Origin of the sequence: Meiothermus sp. QL-1, assembly GCF_003351145.1 — a bacterium.
GTDB lineage: Bacteria > Deinococcota > Deinococci > Deinococcales > Thermaceae > Meiothermus.
In genome coordinates, this window is record NZ_QQSV01000003.1 from 22,380 (window position 1) to 37,501 (window position 15,122).

Here is a 15,122-nt window from a genome sequence, read left to right on the forward strand (position 1 = left end):
TTCTGCACTGAGCCAGGGCCCACCCTGGTGTTGGCCCTGGCGCTGCAATCCCCTTGCGGGGCTATTTGTTTGCAACTGGGCACCGACGCCCCCATGCTCCCGGACTCGTCAATAAGAAGGTTGCAATCCCCTTGCGGGGCTATTTGTTTGCAACAGATGAAACACGAACAGATCCGACGGGCCCTTGAAAATAGTTGCAATCCCCTTGCGGGGCTATTTGTTTGCAACACGACCGTGTACCTGACAGTTACGGCACCATCATCACCGCGTTGCAATCCCCTTGCGGGGCTATTTGTTTGCAACTTTTGGCGGCCAGGGAGGGCAAACGGGTGGGCCTCATCGTTGCAATCCCCTTGCGGGGCTATTTGTTTGCAACAGGGGGCCCGGGGGGTCATTTTGGAGCGCCCGGCGGACGGTTGCAATCCCCTTGCGGGGCTATTTGTTTGCAACAGCATACCCCGTTAAATGCCGTTCTGTACAGCACCCCCAGAGGGGGGTTTTATGAGAACTGCCGGTTATCCACAGGCAACCTGTGGATAACCCTCCCAAAAGTGCGGTTTTTTGCGATGGATGCTTACAAAGTCGCACCTTTGGATTTTTCGTATTCGCATGTTGCGATGAGAATCGGAAAAACTTGTTTTCAAGGAACTCACCGGGAGCCCCCGGCGACTACAGTATAGCACTTTGCGCAAAACATAATGGTTCACTCTAAAAAAGCGCTTCCATGGCCTTTGGAACGGCATCTTCGGGGCATTTTTTAGAAAAGCGCGTGCCTTTGCCATCGCATTTTTGACCCATGAAAGCGAGGTAACGTTGGGCGTAACGGGCATTCCCTAGCAGCTTCGCGGTTTCCTGGGTTGCCGACCAGAGACAGGAGCGCAGAGCGCGGGAGCCTAAAGCTCGCCGTGCTTGCTGGGTTCATCCAGCGTTTCGCAGGCCGGCTGCAATTCCCAGGATGGAGAGCATCAGGGCCCGCTCTATCCCTTTCCGCTCGGGCGATTCCAGGGGCGTTTTGCGGTAGCGGTGCAGGAGCTCCACCTGCACCAGCGAGATGGGGTCCACGTAGGGGTTGCGCAGCTCAGTTTGGCGGGCCAGAACCGGATGGTTGAAGAGGAGAGGGCTCTGGAAGGTTTCCTCCAGCAGGCGCCGGGTTTCTGTGAAAGCCCGGGCGATGCTAGGGAAGAAGCGCTCGGCCAGGCTGGGCTCAACCAGGCGCAGGTATTCCTGGGCGATGCCCAGGTCGGCCTTGGCCAGGGCAATGGCCGCGCCATCGAGGGTGCTGGCGAAGAAGGGCCAGCCCTGGAACATGGCCCGCCGCTCTTCGAGGGGAATCTCCAGCAACCCCTCGGCCAGGCCGTACCAGCCCGGGAGCAAAAGGCGCACCTGGGTCCAGGACATCACCCAGGGGATGGCCCTGAGGTCCTTGATCTCCCGCACCCGCCCCGAACGGTACACCGGGCGGCTGGCGATGTTGAGAGCCCCAATCTCGCGGATAGGGGTGAGCTGTTCGTAGAACTCGAAAAACCCTGGCTGCTCCAGCAGTGCGCGGTAGGCCTCGGTGGAGCGCTGGGCGGCCTTTTCCATGGCTTCGCGCCACTCATCCTTTAGGGGGCTGGTCTGGCCGAAGAGGTCGCGGGCTGAGGCCAGAGCCAGGTGGTAGAGCATCTGTTCCAGGTTGCGGTAGGCCAGCTCGGGGTGGGCGTAGCGGTCGGCCAGGGCCTCGCCCTGTTCGGTCAGGCGCATGCGGCTGCCCACGGTGCCGGGGGGCAGGCTGGCGATGGCCCGTCCAGCAGTGCCCCCACCCCGGGCGGTGGAGGTGCCGCGGCCGTGGAAGTAGTAGACCTCCACGCCCCGCCGCCGCCCCTCCGCGCTGATGGCCTCCTGGGCTTTGTAAAGCGCCCAGTTGGCCGCCAGGTAGCCCGCGTCCTTGTTGGAGTCGGAGTAGCCAATCATCACCTCCAGCCCCCCCCGCCCCTGGACATGGGTTCGGAAGATGGGGTTGTCCAGAAGCCGGGCTACCACCTGCGGAGCCCGTTCCAGGTCGGCCAGGGTCTCAAAAAGCGGCACCACGTCGAAGGGGAGGGCCTTGCCTGGGCGGTAGAGGCCCACCTCGCGGGCCAGGAGGAAGACCTCGAGCAAATCGCTTGGGTGGTGGGTCATGGAGACCACGTGGGCCCCCCGGGCCTTCCAGTGGCGCAGGGCCTCCAAAGCGGTCTGCAGGGCCCGGCCCTGCGGACGGTAGCCCACCGGGGCCAGCGGCCGGGCGGTCTGGAGCTCCTGGGTGAGCAGCGCCTCGCGGGCCTCTGGGGCCAGGGCCAGGTAGTGTTCGTGCACCCCTGCGGTTTTCAGGAGTTCAGCCACGGCCTCGGAGAGGACCCGGGACTCCTCCCGGAGGTCGAGGGCCACCAGCTCGAGCCCGAAAGCCAGGGCGTTGAGCCGCAAGGGCCGCACGAAGGCCTGGGCCACCCCGCCCAGCTCGAGCTGCTCCAGGCTGGCCTCCATCTTGCGCAGGTCCTGGACGAACTCCTGGGTGCTGCTGTAGCCGGGGCCGGGCTGCTCGCCCAGCAAGGCGCGCAGCTTGTAGCGCAGCCCCATGCCAAAACGTCGGTAGGGCTCGCCCTGGAAACGCTCGGGCAGCGGTAGGTGGCGGGTTTCCTCCAGGGCTAGCCGCAGCTCGCGGCTTATGGCCACGCGGTCGTCGGTGAGGGAGAGGTCGCGGATGAGGCCGTCCACATCGGCCACGAACTGGCGCAGGGCCAGCTCACGGGCGTACTGCTGGGCCCAGGCGGTCACCTCGGGGGTGACGTTGGGGTTGCCGTCGCGGTCGCCGCCAATCCAGCTTCGGAAGGCGACCGGAGGGGGAAGCTGGGGGCGCCTGCCGTAGTGGGCCTCCACTGCCCGCTCCAGCCCCTCCACCAGCCTGGGAATTGTCTGCCAGAGGGTGGCGGTGGTGTAGAAGAGCCCCCCCTTGACCTCGTCCTCCACGGTGGGGCGGGTTTTGCGCAGCTCTGTGGTGCCCCAAAGCAGGGCCACCCGGGCCTCCAGGCGTTCGTCTGCAGCCCCTTCCTCCAGTAGCCGGCCAATTTCGGCGATGTGGTGGCGCTGGGTGCGGCGGCGGGTCTCGGTGGGATGGGCGGTAAAGGTCAGGTGCAGCCGCAGGCGAGAGAGGAGCTCCACCGTCTTCTCGTAGCTGAGGCCCTGGGCCTTGAGGGCCCCCACCAGGGCCAGGAAGGACTCACTCCTCGGAGCCCCTGGGGTGCTGCGCCGTTCGCGCTCCCGGTTGACCCGTACCCGCTGGCGCTCCTCGGCCAGGTTGACCAGGTGGAAGTAGGTGGAGAAGGCCCGCACCACCGCCTCGGCCTCGAAAAGGGAGAGGCCCTTGATGAGCGTAAGGAGCTCTTCTCGGGTTTGCTCGCGGTGGCTTTGCCGCAGCGCTTTGGTATGCTCGCGGATTTTTTCCTCCAAATCGAATATCCGCTGGCCCGACAGGGTGCGGATGGCCCGGCCTAAAGCCCTGCCGAGCAGGTCCACTTCCCGCTTGAGCTCCTCGAAAAGGGCCTCTTCCATCCCGCATAAGTCTACCGTTTGACGCGGGCCAGCCCAACCGTTAGCTTGGGCTCATGCAGGCGCGCCGCTACCTTTATCGGGGTCGCATCCTCAACCTGGCGCTGGAAGGCAACTTCGAGATCGTCGAGCACGACCCCGCGGTGGCGGTGCTGGCCGAGCGGGAGGGCAGGCTCCTCTTCGTGCGGCAGCACCGCCCGGCGGTGGGGACGAGCACCCTGGAGATTCCGGCCGGCCTCATCCACCGGGGGGAGACCCCCCTCGAGGCCGCCCAGCGCGAGCTGGCCGAGGAGGCGCAGATGGGCGGGGAGCTGGAGTTTTTGAACAGCTTCTACGTCTCGCCCGGTTTTTGCGATGAGAAGGTCTACCTTTTCCGGGCCCGCAACCTAAGGCCGGCCTCGGGGTTGCCCGATCCGGACGAAGAGATTGCGGTGGAGTGGCACGAGCCTTTGGCGGTCTACCGCGCGGCCCGGGCTGGGGAGGTGCAGATTTCTGCGCCGGCTTTGGCGGGGATTCTCTTCTACCTGCTCGAGGTGGCCTCGATTCCGCTATAGTATGCTCCTAATCAACGACCCCCAGGACGCCCCCGCAGGCCCCAAGGCTGTGGCCATCGGCAGCTTCGATGGGCTGCACCTGGGCCACCAGCACCTGCTCCGCCAGGCCCAGGCCGAGGCCCACAAGCAGCACTGGCCCCTGCTGGTCTACACCTTCGACCCGCCCAGCAAGGTCTTCACCCGGGGAGAGGGTTTTCTCACCGATTTGGGCGAAAAGGTCGAGCTCTTGCGCCGGCTCGGGGTGGAGATAGCCCTGGTGGTGCCCTTTACCGAGGCTTTCGCCCGGCGCAGCAAGGAGGAGTTTTTGGACGACCTGCGCCGGCTAGAAGCCCAGCGCATCTTCGTGGGGGCCGACTTCCGCTTTGGTCGGGGGCGGGCCGGGGGGGTGGCCGATTTGGAGCGGGTGGCCCCCACCCACACCCTCCCGCTTTTGGAGCTGGGCGGGCTTCCGGTCAAGTCGAGCCGCATCCGGGAGCTCCTGCGCGCAGGCCAGGTGGAGGAGGCTCGGGGCTTGCTGGGCCGGCCCTACACCGCCCGGGGCATCGTGGGGGAGGGTGACCGGCTGGGTCGGCGGCTGGGGTTTCCCACCGCCAATTTGGAGGTGGCCCCGCTCAAGATCCTCCCGCCCGGGGTCTTCGCGGTCTGGGTGGAGACGCCAGGGGGGCGCTGTGGGGGGGTGGCCAACGTGGGCCACCGCCCCACCGTAGGAGGCCAGGGCCTGCGCTTTGAGGTGCATCTGTTCGGCTTTTCCGGCGACCTCTACGGGCAGGAGCTGCTGGTGGAATTCTGGGCCCGGCTGCGGGGCGAGAAGCGCTTTGAAAGCCTGGAGGCCCTGAAGGCCCAGCTCGCTCAGGACGCCGAGGCGGCCCGGCGGCTGCTTGGGCTTTAGCTAGCGGGGGATGTCCTCCGGGTTCAGGGTTTTGGGCCGCACCCAGCGCACCTCTTCAAAGGTACCGTCGAAGCGCAGGATGGCGGCCAGGCGGGCCCTCGAGTACACCTGGTGGGGCTTTTTGGGAATGAAGGCGGTCACGATGTCCACCCAGCGGGGCTCGCGGTACTCCAGCACCACGTGCAAGGGCAGCCGGAGCCGAGGGGGGAAGACCATGTAGCCCAGCACCAGCATCCTGGCATCCTCGGGGTAGATGGCCAGCTCGCGACCCCACTCCACCGCCTCCAGCACATCGGCCTCGATAAAGCCCTCCTGCAGCATATGCTTGGCCACGTGGGGGCCGAGGCGGTAGCGGCCCTCGCGCAGGTGGGGGAGGAGTTCTTCCAGCCTGCGGATGCGGGGATGTCTCAGCATCTTTTCCTCCCTAAAAAGGAGCCCCACCAAGGCTGGGTGGGGTCTGGTGAGCCTTCGGGCAGAACCCCGAGGGCGGCCGGGGTTCCCGGCTCGATTATAGAAAATACCGGGCCAGCCGGTGTGGGCTTTTGACCGCAATCACCGCCCCGTAAACCCGGCGGGCCCCCGCCTCTAAAAGCGCCTTGCGGGCCCGCAAGAAGGTGGTGCCGCTGGTCATCACGTCGTCCACCAAAAGCCAGTGGCCCCCTATAGAACGGGTGGGGTAGAAGAGGTTTTGGGGCAGAGCGGTGCGCTCGAGCTGGGTCTTTTGGGTCTGGGAGGGCCCCAGGCCGCGCCGCCTCAAGACCCGCAGGTAAGGAAGCCCCAGAGCCCGGGCAGCGGCCTGGGCCAGAAGCTCGGCCTGGTTGTAGCCCCGTGCGAGCAGGCGGGGCCAGGTGCTGGGCACCGCCGTCACCCCGGCCAGGCCCCAGCCGGCCTGCTGGACCCCCAGGGCCAGCCGCGAGCCCAGGAGCTCGGCCAGGGCCCGCTGCCCCCTGTACTTGAGGGCCCTGGGCAGCCGGCCCACCTGCCGGTAGTCGCCCAAATAGACCAGGAAAGGGAGATGACGGGGGACCAGGAGGGCCTGGCAGGCCGGGCAGAGGAGCGGCTCCTTCAGGGGCTGGCCACAGCCAGGGCAGGTGGCCCCGGTGAGCCGCTCCCAAAAGCCCCTCATACCCCCAGGGCTGCCCGCAGGGCCTCGTCGAAAGGGGGATAGAGCACCCCTTTCTCGGTGATGATGCCGGTGATAAGGGTGTGGGGGGTGAGGTCGAAGGCCGGGTGGGCGGCAGGGAAGCCCGGCGGAGCGATGGGCTGGCCGCGGAGGGTGGTAACCTCTTCGGCCGAGCGTTCCTCGATTGGAATCTGGGCCCCGCTTTCCAGCCTGGGGTCGACCGAGGATAAGGGAAGCGCCGGGTAGAAGGGAATCCCGTGGTGGCGGGCCAGGATGGCCAGGGCGTAGGTGCCGATTTTGTTGGCGAAGTCCCCGTTCATTGCCATTCGGTCGGTGCCCACCACCACCGCGTCCACCTTCTTCTGGGCCATCAGATGGGCGGCCATGTTGTCGCAGATTAGGGTGGCGGGCACGCCCGCTTTTTGCAGCTCGTAGGCGGTCAGGCGGGCCCCTTGCAGGTAGGGGCGGGTCTCGTCCACCCATACGTGGCTCACCCGGCCCTGGCGGTAGGCCTCGATAATCGCGCCCAGCGCGGTGCCATAACCCCCGGTGGCCAGCGGCCCGGTGTTGCAGTGGGTGAGCACCTGGCCTCTGAGCACCCTGGCGCCGTGTTGGGCAATAGCTTGCTCGGTTTCCTCCACCTCGGCCCAGATGGCCCGGGCTTCCCTTAGCGAGGCCTCTAGACTGCCCCAGTGGGGCTTCATGCGGTCCAGGGCGTAAAACAGGTTGACCGCGGTGGGGCGGCTCCGGCGCAGCACGCGGTCGGCTTCTGCAGGGTCTTCGCCGGCAAGGTGGGCCAGCACCATGCCATAGGCGGCCGTAACCCCAATGGCCGGAGCCCCGCGCACCACCATTGCCTTGATGGCCTGGGCAGTTTCCTGGGCGCTTCGGCAGGGCACCCAGACCTCTTCAAAGGGGAGCTTGCGCTGGTCCAGAAGCCAAAAGGTGTTTTGCTCGAAGCGAAAGGGCAGCGCGCGCATGCGGCCAGTCTACTTCAAGGTGCTCAAGCGGCTGCCATCAAAAAGAATCGGTCTTCGTTTAGCCGGGTGGCTGGGCGTCGGGACGCAGCACCGTCGCCATCCTCGGCGGTGAGCCGGGTGGTCGGGTTGAGCACCCCCTTGTAGGCTACGCGCTGCCGGTCCATCGATTACCCAGTGGTCCCAGCAGGCTCCTCGACCACGGTGCCGGCCCACTTTACAAAAGCCACCTCGCGGGGGCTGGAAAGCTCGGGGTGGGCTGCCACCACCCGCACCCCGTAGGTGTAGCTGCCGGGCCGGGCTGGTTGGTAGCTGCCGCTGTAAAGCCAGGCCTCGCCATTCTGGCCGCTGGGCTGCAGGAGAACCACCTCGAGCTCCCCGCTGTGGCGCCGCACCACCAGCTCCACCCGCAGGGTCTCGAGGGGAATACCGTGGGCCTGCACCCAGGCCCGGACCTTCAAGGGGGGGCCTGGGTTGGGGTTTTCCACCCAGATCCGGACCCCCTCCCAGTGCTGCTGCACCTGGGTCTTCCAGGAAGCGATTGCCTTCAAAAGCCGGCCCTCTTCCCCCATCAGGCGGGCCGACCGCTGGGCCAGGGGGGTGTAGAACTTCTGGTGGTACTCGCTCACCATGCGCTGGGCCGAATAGATGGGGCCGCAGGTGCGGATGCTGTCCCGCACCATGGCCAGCCAGCCCGAAGGGGTGCCCACAGCCCCCCGGGCGTAGAAGAGCGGGATCACCTCGTATTGCAGGGTGTCGTAGAAGCTCTGGGCATCGGCGTGGTCCTGGGCCTCCTCGCTCTCGTAGCTGCGCTCATCCCCGATGGCCCAGCCGTTGGTGGTGTTAAAGGCCTCAGCCCACCAGCCGTCCAGCACAGAGAAGTTGAGGGCGCCGTTCAGGGCCGCCTTCATTCCCGAGGTGCCGGAGGCCTCCATGGGGCGGCGGGGGGTGTTGAGCCAGACATCCACCCCCTGCACCAGGGCCCGGGCTAGGCCAATGTCGTAGTTCTCCAGGAGAATCATCCTGTCCTCGAGGCCCAGGCTGCGAATCTTCTCCGCCAGCTTCTTGATGAACTCCTTGCCTGGCTCGTCCTTGGGGTGGGCTTTCCCGGCGAAGACGAACTGCACCGGCAGGGGGCCGTTCATAATGGAGACCAGCCGCTCGGGGTCGGCAAACATCAGGATAGCCCGCTTGTAGGTGGCAAAGCGGCGGGCGAAGCCGATGGTGAGGACCGAGGGGTCGAGCACCTTGGCGGCGGCGCGGACCCGGGCCGGAAGCTCCCCGTTGCGGCGGCGCTGCTCGGCCAGCCGCTCGCGCACCTCCTCGATCAGGCGTGCCCTCAGCCTGTTGCGAACGCGCCAGAGCTCGTCCTCTTCCAGCCTTTCCACCGTCCACTCGGCGGGGTCGTGGAGCCGGGCAGCCCAGGTCTTGGGGAAGGCCCGGGCGTAGAGGGCATGCATCTCGGGGTGCAGAAAGGTGAGGGTGTGGACACCGTTGGTGATGTGGCCAATGGGGACCTCCTCAGGCTCCAGGCCCTTCCAGAGATGCTGGAACATGGCCCGCGAGACCTGGCCGTGCAGGGCCGAGACCCCTCCGGCCGCTCGGGAGGTGTGCAGGGCCAGGTTGGACATGCTGTAGACCGGGCCGTAGCTTTTTTCCTCCCGCCCTAGGGCCAGGAAGGCCTCCTTGCTGATGCCGAGTTTTTCCCACCAGCCCCCCAGGTAGCGCTCCACCAGCTCGAAGGGGAAGGTATCGTGTCCTGCGGGCACCGGGGTGTGGGTGGTGAAGAGGGCCCCAGCGGCGGTGGCCTCCAGGGCCTCGGCGAAGGAGTAGCCGGCCGCCACCTTTTCGCGGATGCGCTCTAGGCCCAAGAAGGCGGCGTGGCCCTCGTTCATATGCCAGACCTCGGGTTCTATTCCCAAAGCCCTCAAAAGCCTTACCCCTCCGATGCCCAGGATCATCTCCTGCTCGATGCGCATCTCCTGGCCAGGGGCATAGAGCCTCGCGGTGAGGGCCTGGTCCTCGGGCCGGTTCTCCGGCAGGCGGGTGCTCATCAGGTAGACCGGGATGGTGCCCACCTCGAGCCGATAGGCGGTTATGTAAACCATGCGCTCGGGGAACTCCACCCCAACCTTTATGGGTTTGCCGTCCTTGAGCACCGGCTGAAGGGGGAGCTCCTCGGCCCGCAACTCCTCGTAGACCTCGCGCTGCTGGCCCTCGGGGGTGAGCTCTTGTCGGAAGTAGCCCTCGTGGTAGAAGAGCCCCACCCCGATTAGGTCGAGCCCCAGGTCGGAGGCCGACTTGATGTGGTCACCAGCCAGGATGCCCAGCCCTCCGGAATAAATGGGCAGCGACTCGTGGAAGCCGTACTCCATGGAGAAGTAGGCCACCCGGGGGGGGCGTTTGGAGCGGCTGCTGCAATATTGCTGGAAGCGGGCCACCGTGGCCTGCACCGCCCCCACATAGGCGGCGTTCTCGGCCAGCGCGGCCAGGCGGGCCGGGTCGGCCTCGAGCAGGGCCCGCACAGGGTTGGCTCGGAAGCGCTTCCAGTGCGAGGGGTTAATGGTCTCGAATAGCTGTTGGGCCTCAGGGTTCCAGCTCCACCACAGGTTGTAGGCCAGCTCGCGCAGGCCCCGGAGGGGCTCGGGCAGGCTGGGCATCACGGTAAGGCGGCCTAGGGGACTCATAACTAAGCTAGGATTCTAGCACCTGGCCGGGAGGGGTGGGTCAGGCCTTATGATGAGCTGATGCATTCTGCCTTAAGAGGGGCCGTGCTGGAGGCCCATCGCCGGATGGAGCGCCACACCGAGGGGGTGAGGGCGAGCTGCCGGAAGGGCTGCGCTTTTTGCTGCCTGGCCTGGGTGGTGGTGGGCCTGGCCGAGGCCGAATACTTGTGGACGCAGCTTCCACCGCACCTGCGCTTGCGCGTAGAGGCCGAGGGGCCGGTTCGTTTGGAGCGGCTGGTCCGGCAGAAAGGGCACCCCCGGTTGCCCACCCGGCACTTCCTGGAGGCCCGCCCCTGCCCCCTGCTCACCGCTGAGGGGGCCTGCGGGGTTTATCCCCACCGGCCCCTGGCCTGCCGGGGGGTGCTCACCGACCTGGACGCGCGTTACTGCGCTCCTGGGGTGGTGCCGGCCTTGCGGGGGAGGGCCCGGCTCGAGTACCTGCGGCAGCTTGGGCCCCGGCACGGACCCGAGCACTACCTGAGGAGGCCCTGGCAGGCGGCCGAGCGGCTGGCCCGGCAGATTTGGGCCGCCGAACAGCAGATACGGGGTTTCACTGTGGTGGGGGAGCTGGTGGGCCTGCTTTACCTGGCAGGAAAGCCGGCTTTTCAAAGGGCGCTGGCCCTGGGCAAGAGGGCGGTTCGGCGCTGGCTTGCCGAGCGGGGCCTCTTGGGGGGGCGGTGGGGCTTTTGGGTGGGCTAGCGGCGCTCGCAGCTCGCGCCAGTCCAGCGCCCTCCCTGGGCCTGGCACTCCTGCCGCAGGTTCTCCTCCGGGGCCCGTATGACCGCCAGCACCAGCCCGGCAGGATAGCCCCCGGCCCCGGCCCCCACCCCCAGCTCGAGCCGCGAGAGGTGGAAGGTTTCCCGGCTGCTGGGTACCTGAAAACTCACGTACCCCCGGCCATTCCAGGCATAGACCACGCTCTTGATCACCCGCCCCCCCGGCCGGTAGGGGGGGTTGACCCGGAGTTCGATCTCGATGGGCTTGAGGAAGCTGGTGGCCCCGGAGGAGAGGCGGTAGATGCCCACCACCTCGCGGTCGGGCAGGGTCTGGATGAAGAAAACCTCGTTCTGCGGCGGTGAGGTGGGCACGGCCTGGAGGCGCTCCAGGCGGAAGCGCACCGAGGTGAGGAGGGCACCTGGGGGTACCAGGACCCGAATGCCCGGAATTTGCAGCGTTCCGCCCTCCGGGCCCAGGCGCTGTTCGGCCACCCGCGCAGCCTGCCCAAGACCCCAGGGGAGCAGGAAGCAGAGAAGCCAGAGGTAGCGAAGCATATTCCCGCTCCAAGGTTAACCCAGCGTTGCCTGAGAAACACTTAGGGCCGGCGGGCCTGCGACCACCAGAGGAAAAGGTAGAAGACCACCAGCGCCAGGCAGATCGCCGCCCCGCCCCAGAAGGGCCCGCTGGGCCCCAGCCAGTCCCAGAGAAACCCCCCCACCGCCGGGCCCGTGGCCGCGCCCAGCCCTTCCACCACCATCAGCGAGCCCCAGATGGTGGCGCGGTGGTCGGAGGGGAGGAGGCGCACGAGGAGGGCGTTCCAGCTCGGCACGAAGGTGGCGAAGGCCACCCCCCCCAGCAGGCACAGCCCCAGAAACTGGGCGTAGCTGGGCTTCTGGGCGATCAGGGTAAATACCAGCGCCAGCAGAACCAGACTGCCCACCATGGGCAGCAGAGGGCCCTTGCGGTCGGGGAGGCGCCCGAAAAAGCCCGCCCCAACGAAGGCCACGGAGGCGGCCAGCCCGATGGCCAGGTAAAGCTGCCACTCCGTGAGCAGCAGCTCGGTGAAGGTGAACTTGAGAATCACCAGGTTGAAGAGGGTTTGCAGGAAGGTTTGGGCAAAGGCGACCGGGACAACTGCCAGGATGGGCAGAAGCCGGCGCAGGTCTATACCTTGTTTGGGAATGGGTTCGCGAACCCTGAGGTTGGCCAGTCCGAGGAGGGTGGCGAGCCCCAACGCCAGCTCGAGCATGTGGATGCTGCCTTCGGGCAGGTTGCGGGTAAAGAACGTGCCCAGCACCCAACCCAGGCCCACCCACGGCATCAGCAGGAAGTGGGCGTAGGCCATCGCTCGCCCTTCCCGTCCTACCACTGCCACCCGGCTGGAGTAGGTCAGGTAGCCGGGTTGCAAGGCAGAGATGGCGATTCCCCAGACCAGGGCAGTGGACAAAAACAGCCAGGTGTTGGGGTACAGGATGGTCCCGATTACGGTAAGCAGGCCGACCAGCCCGGCTAGGGCTGCGACCAGCCCGAAGCCGAGCCGCTGAACCAGGTATCCGCCGAGCCCTCGGCTGAATGCCTCGGCAAGGGAGTGCACCACCCAGGCCAGGCCGATTAGGCTGAGGCTCAGACCCAGCTCCCTGGCGGAGAAGGGAAGGTGCACCCAGAAAAATGCTGAGCGGCTTAGCTCGATGAGGCCCAGGGTGGTGAGCATGCCGGCTAGCTGGGGCAGGTTTCTTCGCCGCCAGGGGAGTTTTTCTAGGAGTTTCATAGTAGGTGCCCCGCTCCAGCCGGGCTAAGGTGGGGTGTGGCTTGTCTGCGCAAGCGCTCCATAGAGTACGCGGGGGACTCGAAAGTCAATCTGGTATGGACACAACCGCGCCCATTTTACAAGGACCTATTTCTTCGGCGACTGCGTAAGACCGGCCCAAAGCCCCCTCGCCAGGGTTCTCCAGCCTGCAAGCCGGGTTTGCCAGAGGTAGGCGACAATCTCGCCCATGAAGTGCAGCAGCCAGTAGAATTTACCTACGCCGCCAAAGGCTTTGGAGCGAAGCAGCCAGACGCGGTTTCGGGCCTCGAAGAAAAAGCGCTCGCCGTAGTCGCCCACGGCCGCTGTGGGCTGGCTGGTTTTGTGGACCACGACGCTGTCGTGTACCCAGTATCCCAGGCCTCGGCGCAGCACCCGTCCGCTAAACTCCAGGTCCTCGCACCAAACGAAGTATGCCGGGTTGGGAAGCCCGTGCTGGAGGATGCTCTGGCTTCGCACGAGCATGCCCGTCCAGGCACCCGAGCGAACGGCCAGGTAGCCGTACCGCACGGCCTTCCACAGGAGGCCAGGCCTTCTCCAGTCTGGTAGGGGGAAGTTCATGGGGTGAATCTGGCCGTCCACCCACACCACCCGGCAGAGCAGGAGGTCCGCTGGCCCCCGCCAGGGGCGGGTGACCTGTTCGGCCTCGAGCAGCTTTTCCAGCGCGTTGGAGTGGGGGATGCCGTCGTCGTCCATCAGCCACACCCAGTCTGCGCCCTGCTCGAGGGCTCGCCGCATGCCGTGGTAGAAACCACCAGCGGAGCCCTCGTTTTGCTCCAGCTCGAGCCGCTCTACTTCTGGGAACTCGGCCAGCAGGCTCTTCACCTCGGGCGGGGAGGCGTTTAGCACCACCAGGATCCGCTCGATGGGGTAGGTCTGTTTTTGCAGCGCTTCCAAGCACTCGCGCAGGAGAGAAGGGCGGTTATGGGTTGGGACAACGGCCCAGACTCGCACCTGGTCATCATACTGTGGGCTCCTTGGTCCCAAGCGCGGCCCGGATTTCCTCGGCGATCCGCGGCAGGGCCCCCCGGGGGCCGTTGCGCTCGAAGCCCTCCCGGCGGGCTTCCTCCCTGGCCGCTTCATCGGCCAGGAAGACCCGCACTGCCTCCGCCACGCGCTCGGGGTGCGCCTCCACCAGCCGCAGGGCCTTGCCCAGGAGGCGGCTTTGCCGCAGGGCGTTGGGGTAGATGTACTGGGGGCCCGGGGTGGGAAAGGCCACCACCGGGAGGCCCATGCCCGCGGCCTGCTCGTTGGCGGTTCCAGCGGTACCGATGGCCACGTAGCCCACGTGCAAAATGGCCGAGAAGGCCCCGCGCAGCAGCCAGACCCGCTGCTCGCCCCTTCGGGCCACCGCGGTGGTTTCGTCCTGGGGCTCCAGCCGCCACCCCTCCGGCAGGGGCACCCGGTCGAAGTTATGGGCCCAGGCCACCAGGCCCTGCAGCTCGGGCAGGAGGGCTGCCGCCTCCAGCATCAGGGGCAGGCTAAAGCGCACGTCGGCCCGGGTGCCCGGCAGCAACACCAAAACCTTCCGGCCATCCAGCAGCCCCTCCAGGCTGCGCTCCGGGGGGCCCAGGGTGTCCATGGCCATGCCCCCCACGAAGCGGGCCTTGTGCATGCCGAGCGCCCGTGCGCGCGCCTCGCTCGGCTTATCGCGCACGTAGACGGCGCGCACATAGCGGTGCATGAAGCGCTCGTAGAACATGTAGTCCTCGGCGGCGAACTGGTTGGGCTGCCTAAGCCTTTCCCAGACGCTGCGCCCGCCCCAGTAGTAGTGCGAGACCTGCGGCTGGAGGTGGAATAGGGGCCGCCGCCCCCAGTCCGAGGCCAGCACGCCGATGGCCAGGGCGTAGGCGTCGCCCACCGCGGCCACGGCCCGCACCTCGCGCCTGGCCTGTTGGGCGGCCCGGATCTGCTGGGCGACCTCGAGCAAAAACCCAGCCTTCAGATCGGCCAGTAGGTTCTCCAGGCTGTTGAAGGGGAAGCCCCCGGAGGGCATCTCGCGGCGGGGGCCCAGGATGCGCTCGACGTGGCCCTCGTAGCGGCGGCCAGCCCCCACCAGGGGCAGGGCGGCCAGCCGGAGGCCTGCGAGGTGCTGGGCCAGGGTGGCCCCGATCAGGTCCTCGGCGTTGCCGCCAGAGATGATGAGCACGTCGGTCATGGGCGCAGGGACTCGAGGCTCACCTCCAGGGCCAGCCCCACCGCCCGGGCCTGCACCGCCAGGGGTACGTAGGCCCCGGGCCGGGCGAGGGCCAGGGTCTCGTCGGGGGGCAGGTGGATGAAGCCTGCGGGGACCCCCTCGGGCAGCCAGGAAAGGGCCAGGTACATCACCTGGTTGCAGAGGTAAAGCCCGGCGCTGTTGCTGATCTGGCTGGGGATGCCGGCCTGGGCCCACCGGGCCTGGATGGCCCGCAGGGGCAGCCGGCTCAGCCGCGCCAGGGGGCCTTCGGGCAGGATGGGCACCTCCTGCGGGCGTGCCCCGGCGTTGTCGGGGAGGTCGAAGTCGAGCAGGTTTACCGCCAGGCGCTCGAGGCTGATGAGCGCCCGGCCCATGGCCAGCCCCAGGTGCAGGGCCAGCGCGGGCTGGTGGAGCCGGTACAGTTCCTTCAGCACCCCCCCCACCCGCTGGGTGTCCACCGGTAGGGTGGCGCGGACCAGCTCTATGCCCTTTAGCGCGGGCAGGCGTTCCAGCACCGCCTGGCTTGGGTTGTGGGGAAGCCCGGCAAAGGGCTCAAAGCCGGTGACGAGCACCCTCACGCGGTTGAGTATAC

At 67.1% G+C, this 15,122-nt stretch carries 14 protein-coding genes and 1 CRISPR repeat array; of the genes, 3 read left to right on the forward strand and 11 right to left on the reverse strand.

All coding sequences use genetic code 11. The features are described from left to right. The first annotated feature begins 41 nt into the window (after positions 1 to 41). Positions 42 to 451: direct repeats of the CRISPR family, unit length 35 nt; unit sequence GTTGCAATCCCCTTGCGGGGCTATTTGTTTGCAAC. Positions 452 to 918: 467 nt separating this feature from the next. Beyond that, positions 919 to 3,567 (reverse strand): phosphoenolpyruvate carboxylase, encoded by a 2,649-nt coding sequence (locus DV704_RS04920; protein WP_114798463.1) that lies wholly within the window; start codon positions 3,565 to 3,567, stop codon positions 919 to 921. Between the two features lie 53 nt (positions 3,568 to 3,620). Here DV704_RS04920 and DV704_RS04925 point away from each other — a divergent pair, with 53 nt between their 5' ends. Next, positions 3,621 to 4,118: an NUDIX domain-containing protein gene (locus DV704_RS04925; RefSeq protein ID WP_114798464.1), complete on the forward strand. Its 498-nt coding sequence runs from the start codon at positions 3,621 to 3,623 to the stop codon at positions 4,116 to 4,118. 1 nt (position 4,119) lies between these two features. Then, on the forward strand, positions 4,120 to 5,007 hold the full coding sequence (gene ribF, locus DV704_RS04930; RefSeq protein WP_114798465.1) for a riboflavin biosynthesis protein RibF: 888 nt from the start codon (positions 4,120 to 4,122) through the stop codon (positions 5,005 to 5,007). On the opposite strand, the gene DV704_RS04935 is transcribed toward ribF, so the two are convergent. The 5 genes from DV704_RS04935 to glgP all read right to left on the reverse strand — a co-directional run bounded on the left by DV704_RS04935 (position 5,008) and on the right by glgP (position 9,794). Then, a complete protein-coding gene (locus tag DV704_RS04935) occupies positions 5,008 to 5,421 on the reverse strand; it encodes a DUF4258 domain-containing protein (protein WP_114798656.1) in 414 nt (137 codons plus the stop codon). A 94-nt stretch (positions 5,422 to 5,515) separates the two neighbouring features. Further along, positions 5,516 to 6,133, reverse strand: coding sequence for a ComF family protein (locus DV704_RS04940; RefSeq protein ID WP_114798466.1), 618 nt, complete (start codon positions 6,131 to 6,133; stop codon positions 5,516 to 5,518). Next, positions 6,130 to 7,110: an S-methyl-5-thioribose-1-phosphate isomerase gene (gene mtnA, locus DV704_RS04945; RefSeq protein WP_114798467.1), complete on the reverse strand. Its 981-nt coding sequence runs from the start codon at positions 7,108 to 7,110 to the stop codon at positions 6,130 to 6,132. The genes DV704_RS04940 and mtnA overlap by 4 nt, the downstream gene beginning before the upstream one ends. 23 nt (positions 7,111 to 7,133) lie before the next feature. Then, positions 7,134 to 7,274: a hypothetical protein gene (locus DV704_RS12145; RefSeq protein WP_158539601.1), complete on the reverse strand. Its 141-nt coding sequence runs from the start codon at positions 7,272 to 7,274 to the stop codon at positions 7,134 to 7,136. 3 nt (positions 7,275 to 7,277) lie between these two features. Next, on the reverse strand, positions 7,278 to 9,794 hold the full coding sequence (gene glgP / locus DV704_RS04950; RefSeq protein ID WP_114798468.1) for an alpha-glucan family phosphorylase: 2,517 nt from the start codon (positions 9,792 to 9,794) through the stop codon (positions 7,278 to 7,280). Positions 9,795 to 9,854: 60 nt separating this feature from the next. Between glgP and DV704_RS04955 the strand changes: the two genes are divergently transcribed. Continuing rightward, a complete protein-coding gene (locus DV704_RS04955) occupies positions 9,855 to 10,532 on the forward strand; it encodes a YkgJ family cysteine cluster protein (protein WP_114798469.1) in 678 nt (225 codons plus the stop codon). Here the strand turns inward: DV704_RS04955 and DV704_RS04960 are convergent. The 5 genes from DV704_RS04960 to DV704_RS04980 form a co-directional block, all read right to left on the reverse strand. Further along, positions 10,529 to 11,104: a hypothetical protein gene (locus DV704_RS04960; RefSeq protein WP_233498248.1), complete on the reverse strand. Its 576-nt coding sequence runs from the start codon at positions 11,102 to 11,104 to the stop codon at positions 10,529 to 10,531. The two genes, DV704_RS04955 and DV704_RS04960, sit on opposite strands and share 4 nt — an antisense overlap. A gap of 41 nt (positions 11,105 to 11,145) precedes the next feature. Next, positions 11,146 to 12,318, reverse strand: coding sequence for an MFS transporter (locus tag DV704_RS04965; protein WP_114798470.1), 1,173 nt, complete (start codon positions 12,316 to 12,318; stop codon positions 11,146 to 11,148). A gap of 126 nt (positions 12,319 to 12,444) precedes the next feature. Next, complete coding sequence (locus DV704_RS04970; protein ID WP_158539602.1) at positions 12,445 to 13,308, reverse strand: glycosyltransferase; 864 nt, start codon at positions 13,306 to 13,308, stop codon at positions 12,445 to 12,447. 7 nt (positions 13,309 to 13,315) lie between these two features. After that, entirely contained in the window at positions 13,316 to 14,512 is a 1,197-nt protein-coding gene (locus DV704_RS04975) for a lipid-A-disaccharide synthase-related protein (RefSeq protein ID WP_114798472.1), read from the reverse strand. Beyond that, entirely contained in the window at positions 14,509 to 15,108 is a 600-nt protein-coding gene (locus tag DV704_RS04980; protein ID WP_233498249.1) for a pyroglutamyl-peptidase I, read from the reverse strand. Before DV704_RS04980 ends, DV704_RS04975 begins: the two co-directional genes overlap by 4 nt. Between the last annotated feature and the right edge of the window lie 14 nt (positions 15,109 to 15,122).

What these genes read in the sequence shown, in the direction of transcription:
- DV704_RS04920 (WP_114798463.1), bottom strand. Translation starts at nt 3,567, where the DNA reads ATGGAAGAGGCCCTTTTCGAGGAGCTCAAGCGGGAAGTGGACCTGCTC.
- DV704_RS04925 (WP_114798464.1), top strand. Translation starts at nt 3,621, where the DNA reads ATGCAGGCGCGCCGCTACCTTTATCGGGGTCGCATCCTCAACCTGGCG.
- ribF (WP_114798465.1), top strand. Translation starts at nt 4,120, where the DNA reads ATGCTCCTAATCAACGACCCCCAGGACGCCCCCGCAGGCCCCAAGGCT.
- DV704_RS04935 (WP_114798656.1), bottom strand. Translation starts at nt 5,421, where the DNA reads ATGCTGAGACATCCCCGCATCCGCAGGCTGGAAGAACTCCTCCCCCAC.
- DV704_RS04940 (WP_114798466.1), bottom strand. Translation starts at nt 6,133, where the DNA reads ATGAGGGGCTTTTGGGAGCGGCTCACCGGGGCCACCTGCCCTGGCTGT.
- mtnA (WP_114798467.1), bottom strand. Translation starts at nt 7,110, where the DNA reads ATGCGCGCGCTGCCCTTTCGCTTCGAGCAAAACACCTTTTGGCTTCTG.
- DV704_RS12145 (WP_158539601.1), bottom strand. Translation starts at nt 7,274, where the DNA reads ATGGACCGGCAGCGCGTAGCCTACAAGGGGGTGCTCAACCCGACCACC.
- glgP (WP_114798468.1), bottom strand. Translation starts at nt 9,794, where the DNA reads ATGAGTCCCCTAGGCCGCCTTACCGTGATGCCCAGCCTGCCCGAGCCC.
- DV704_RS04955 (WP_114798469.1), top strand. Translation starts at nt 9,855, where the DNA reads ATGCATTCTGCCTTAAGAGGGGCCGTGCTGGAGGCCCATCGCCGGATG.
- DV704_RS04960 (WP_233498248.1), bottom strand. Translation starts at nt 11,104, where the DNA reads ATGCTTCGCTACCTCTGGCTTCTCTGCTTCCTGCTCCCCTGGGGTCTT.
- DV704_RS04965 (WP_114798470.1), bottom strand. Translation starts at nt 12,318, where the DNA reads ATGAAACTCCTAGAAAAACTCCCCTGGCGGCGAAGAAACCTGCCCCAG.
- DV704_RS04975 (WP_114798472.1), bottom strand. Translation starts at nt 14,512, where the DNA reads ATGACCGACGTGCTCATCATCTCTGGCGGCAACGCCGAGGACCTGATC.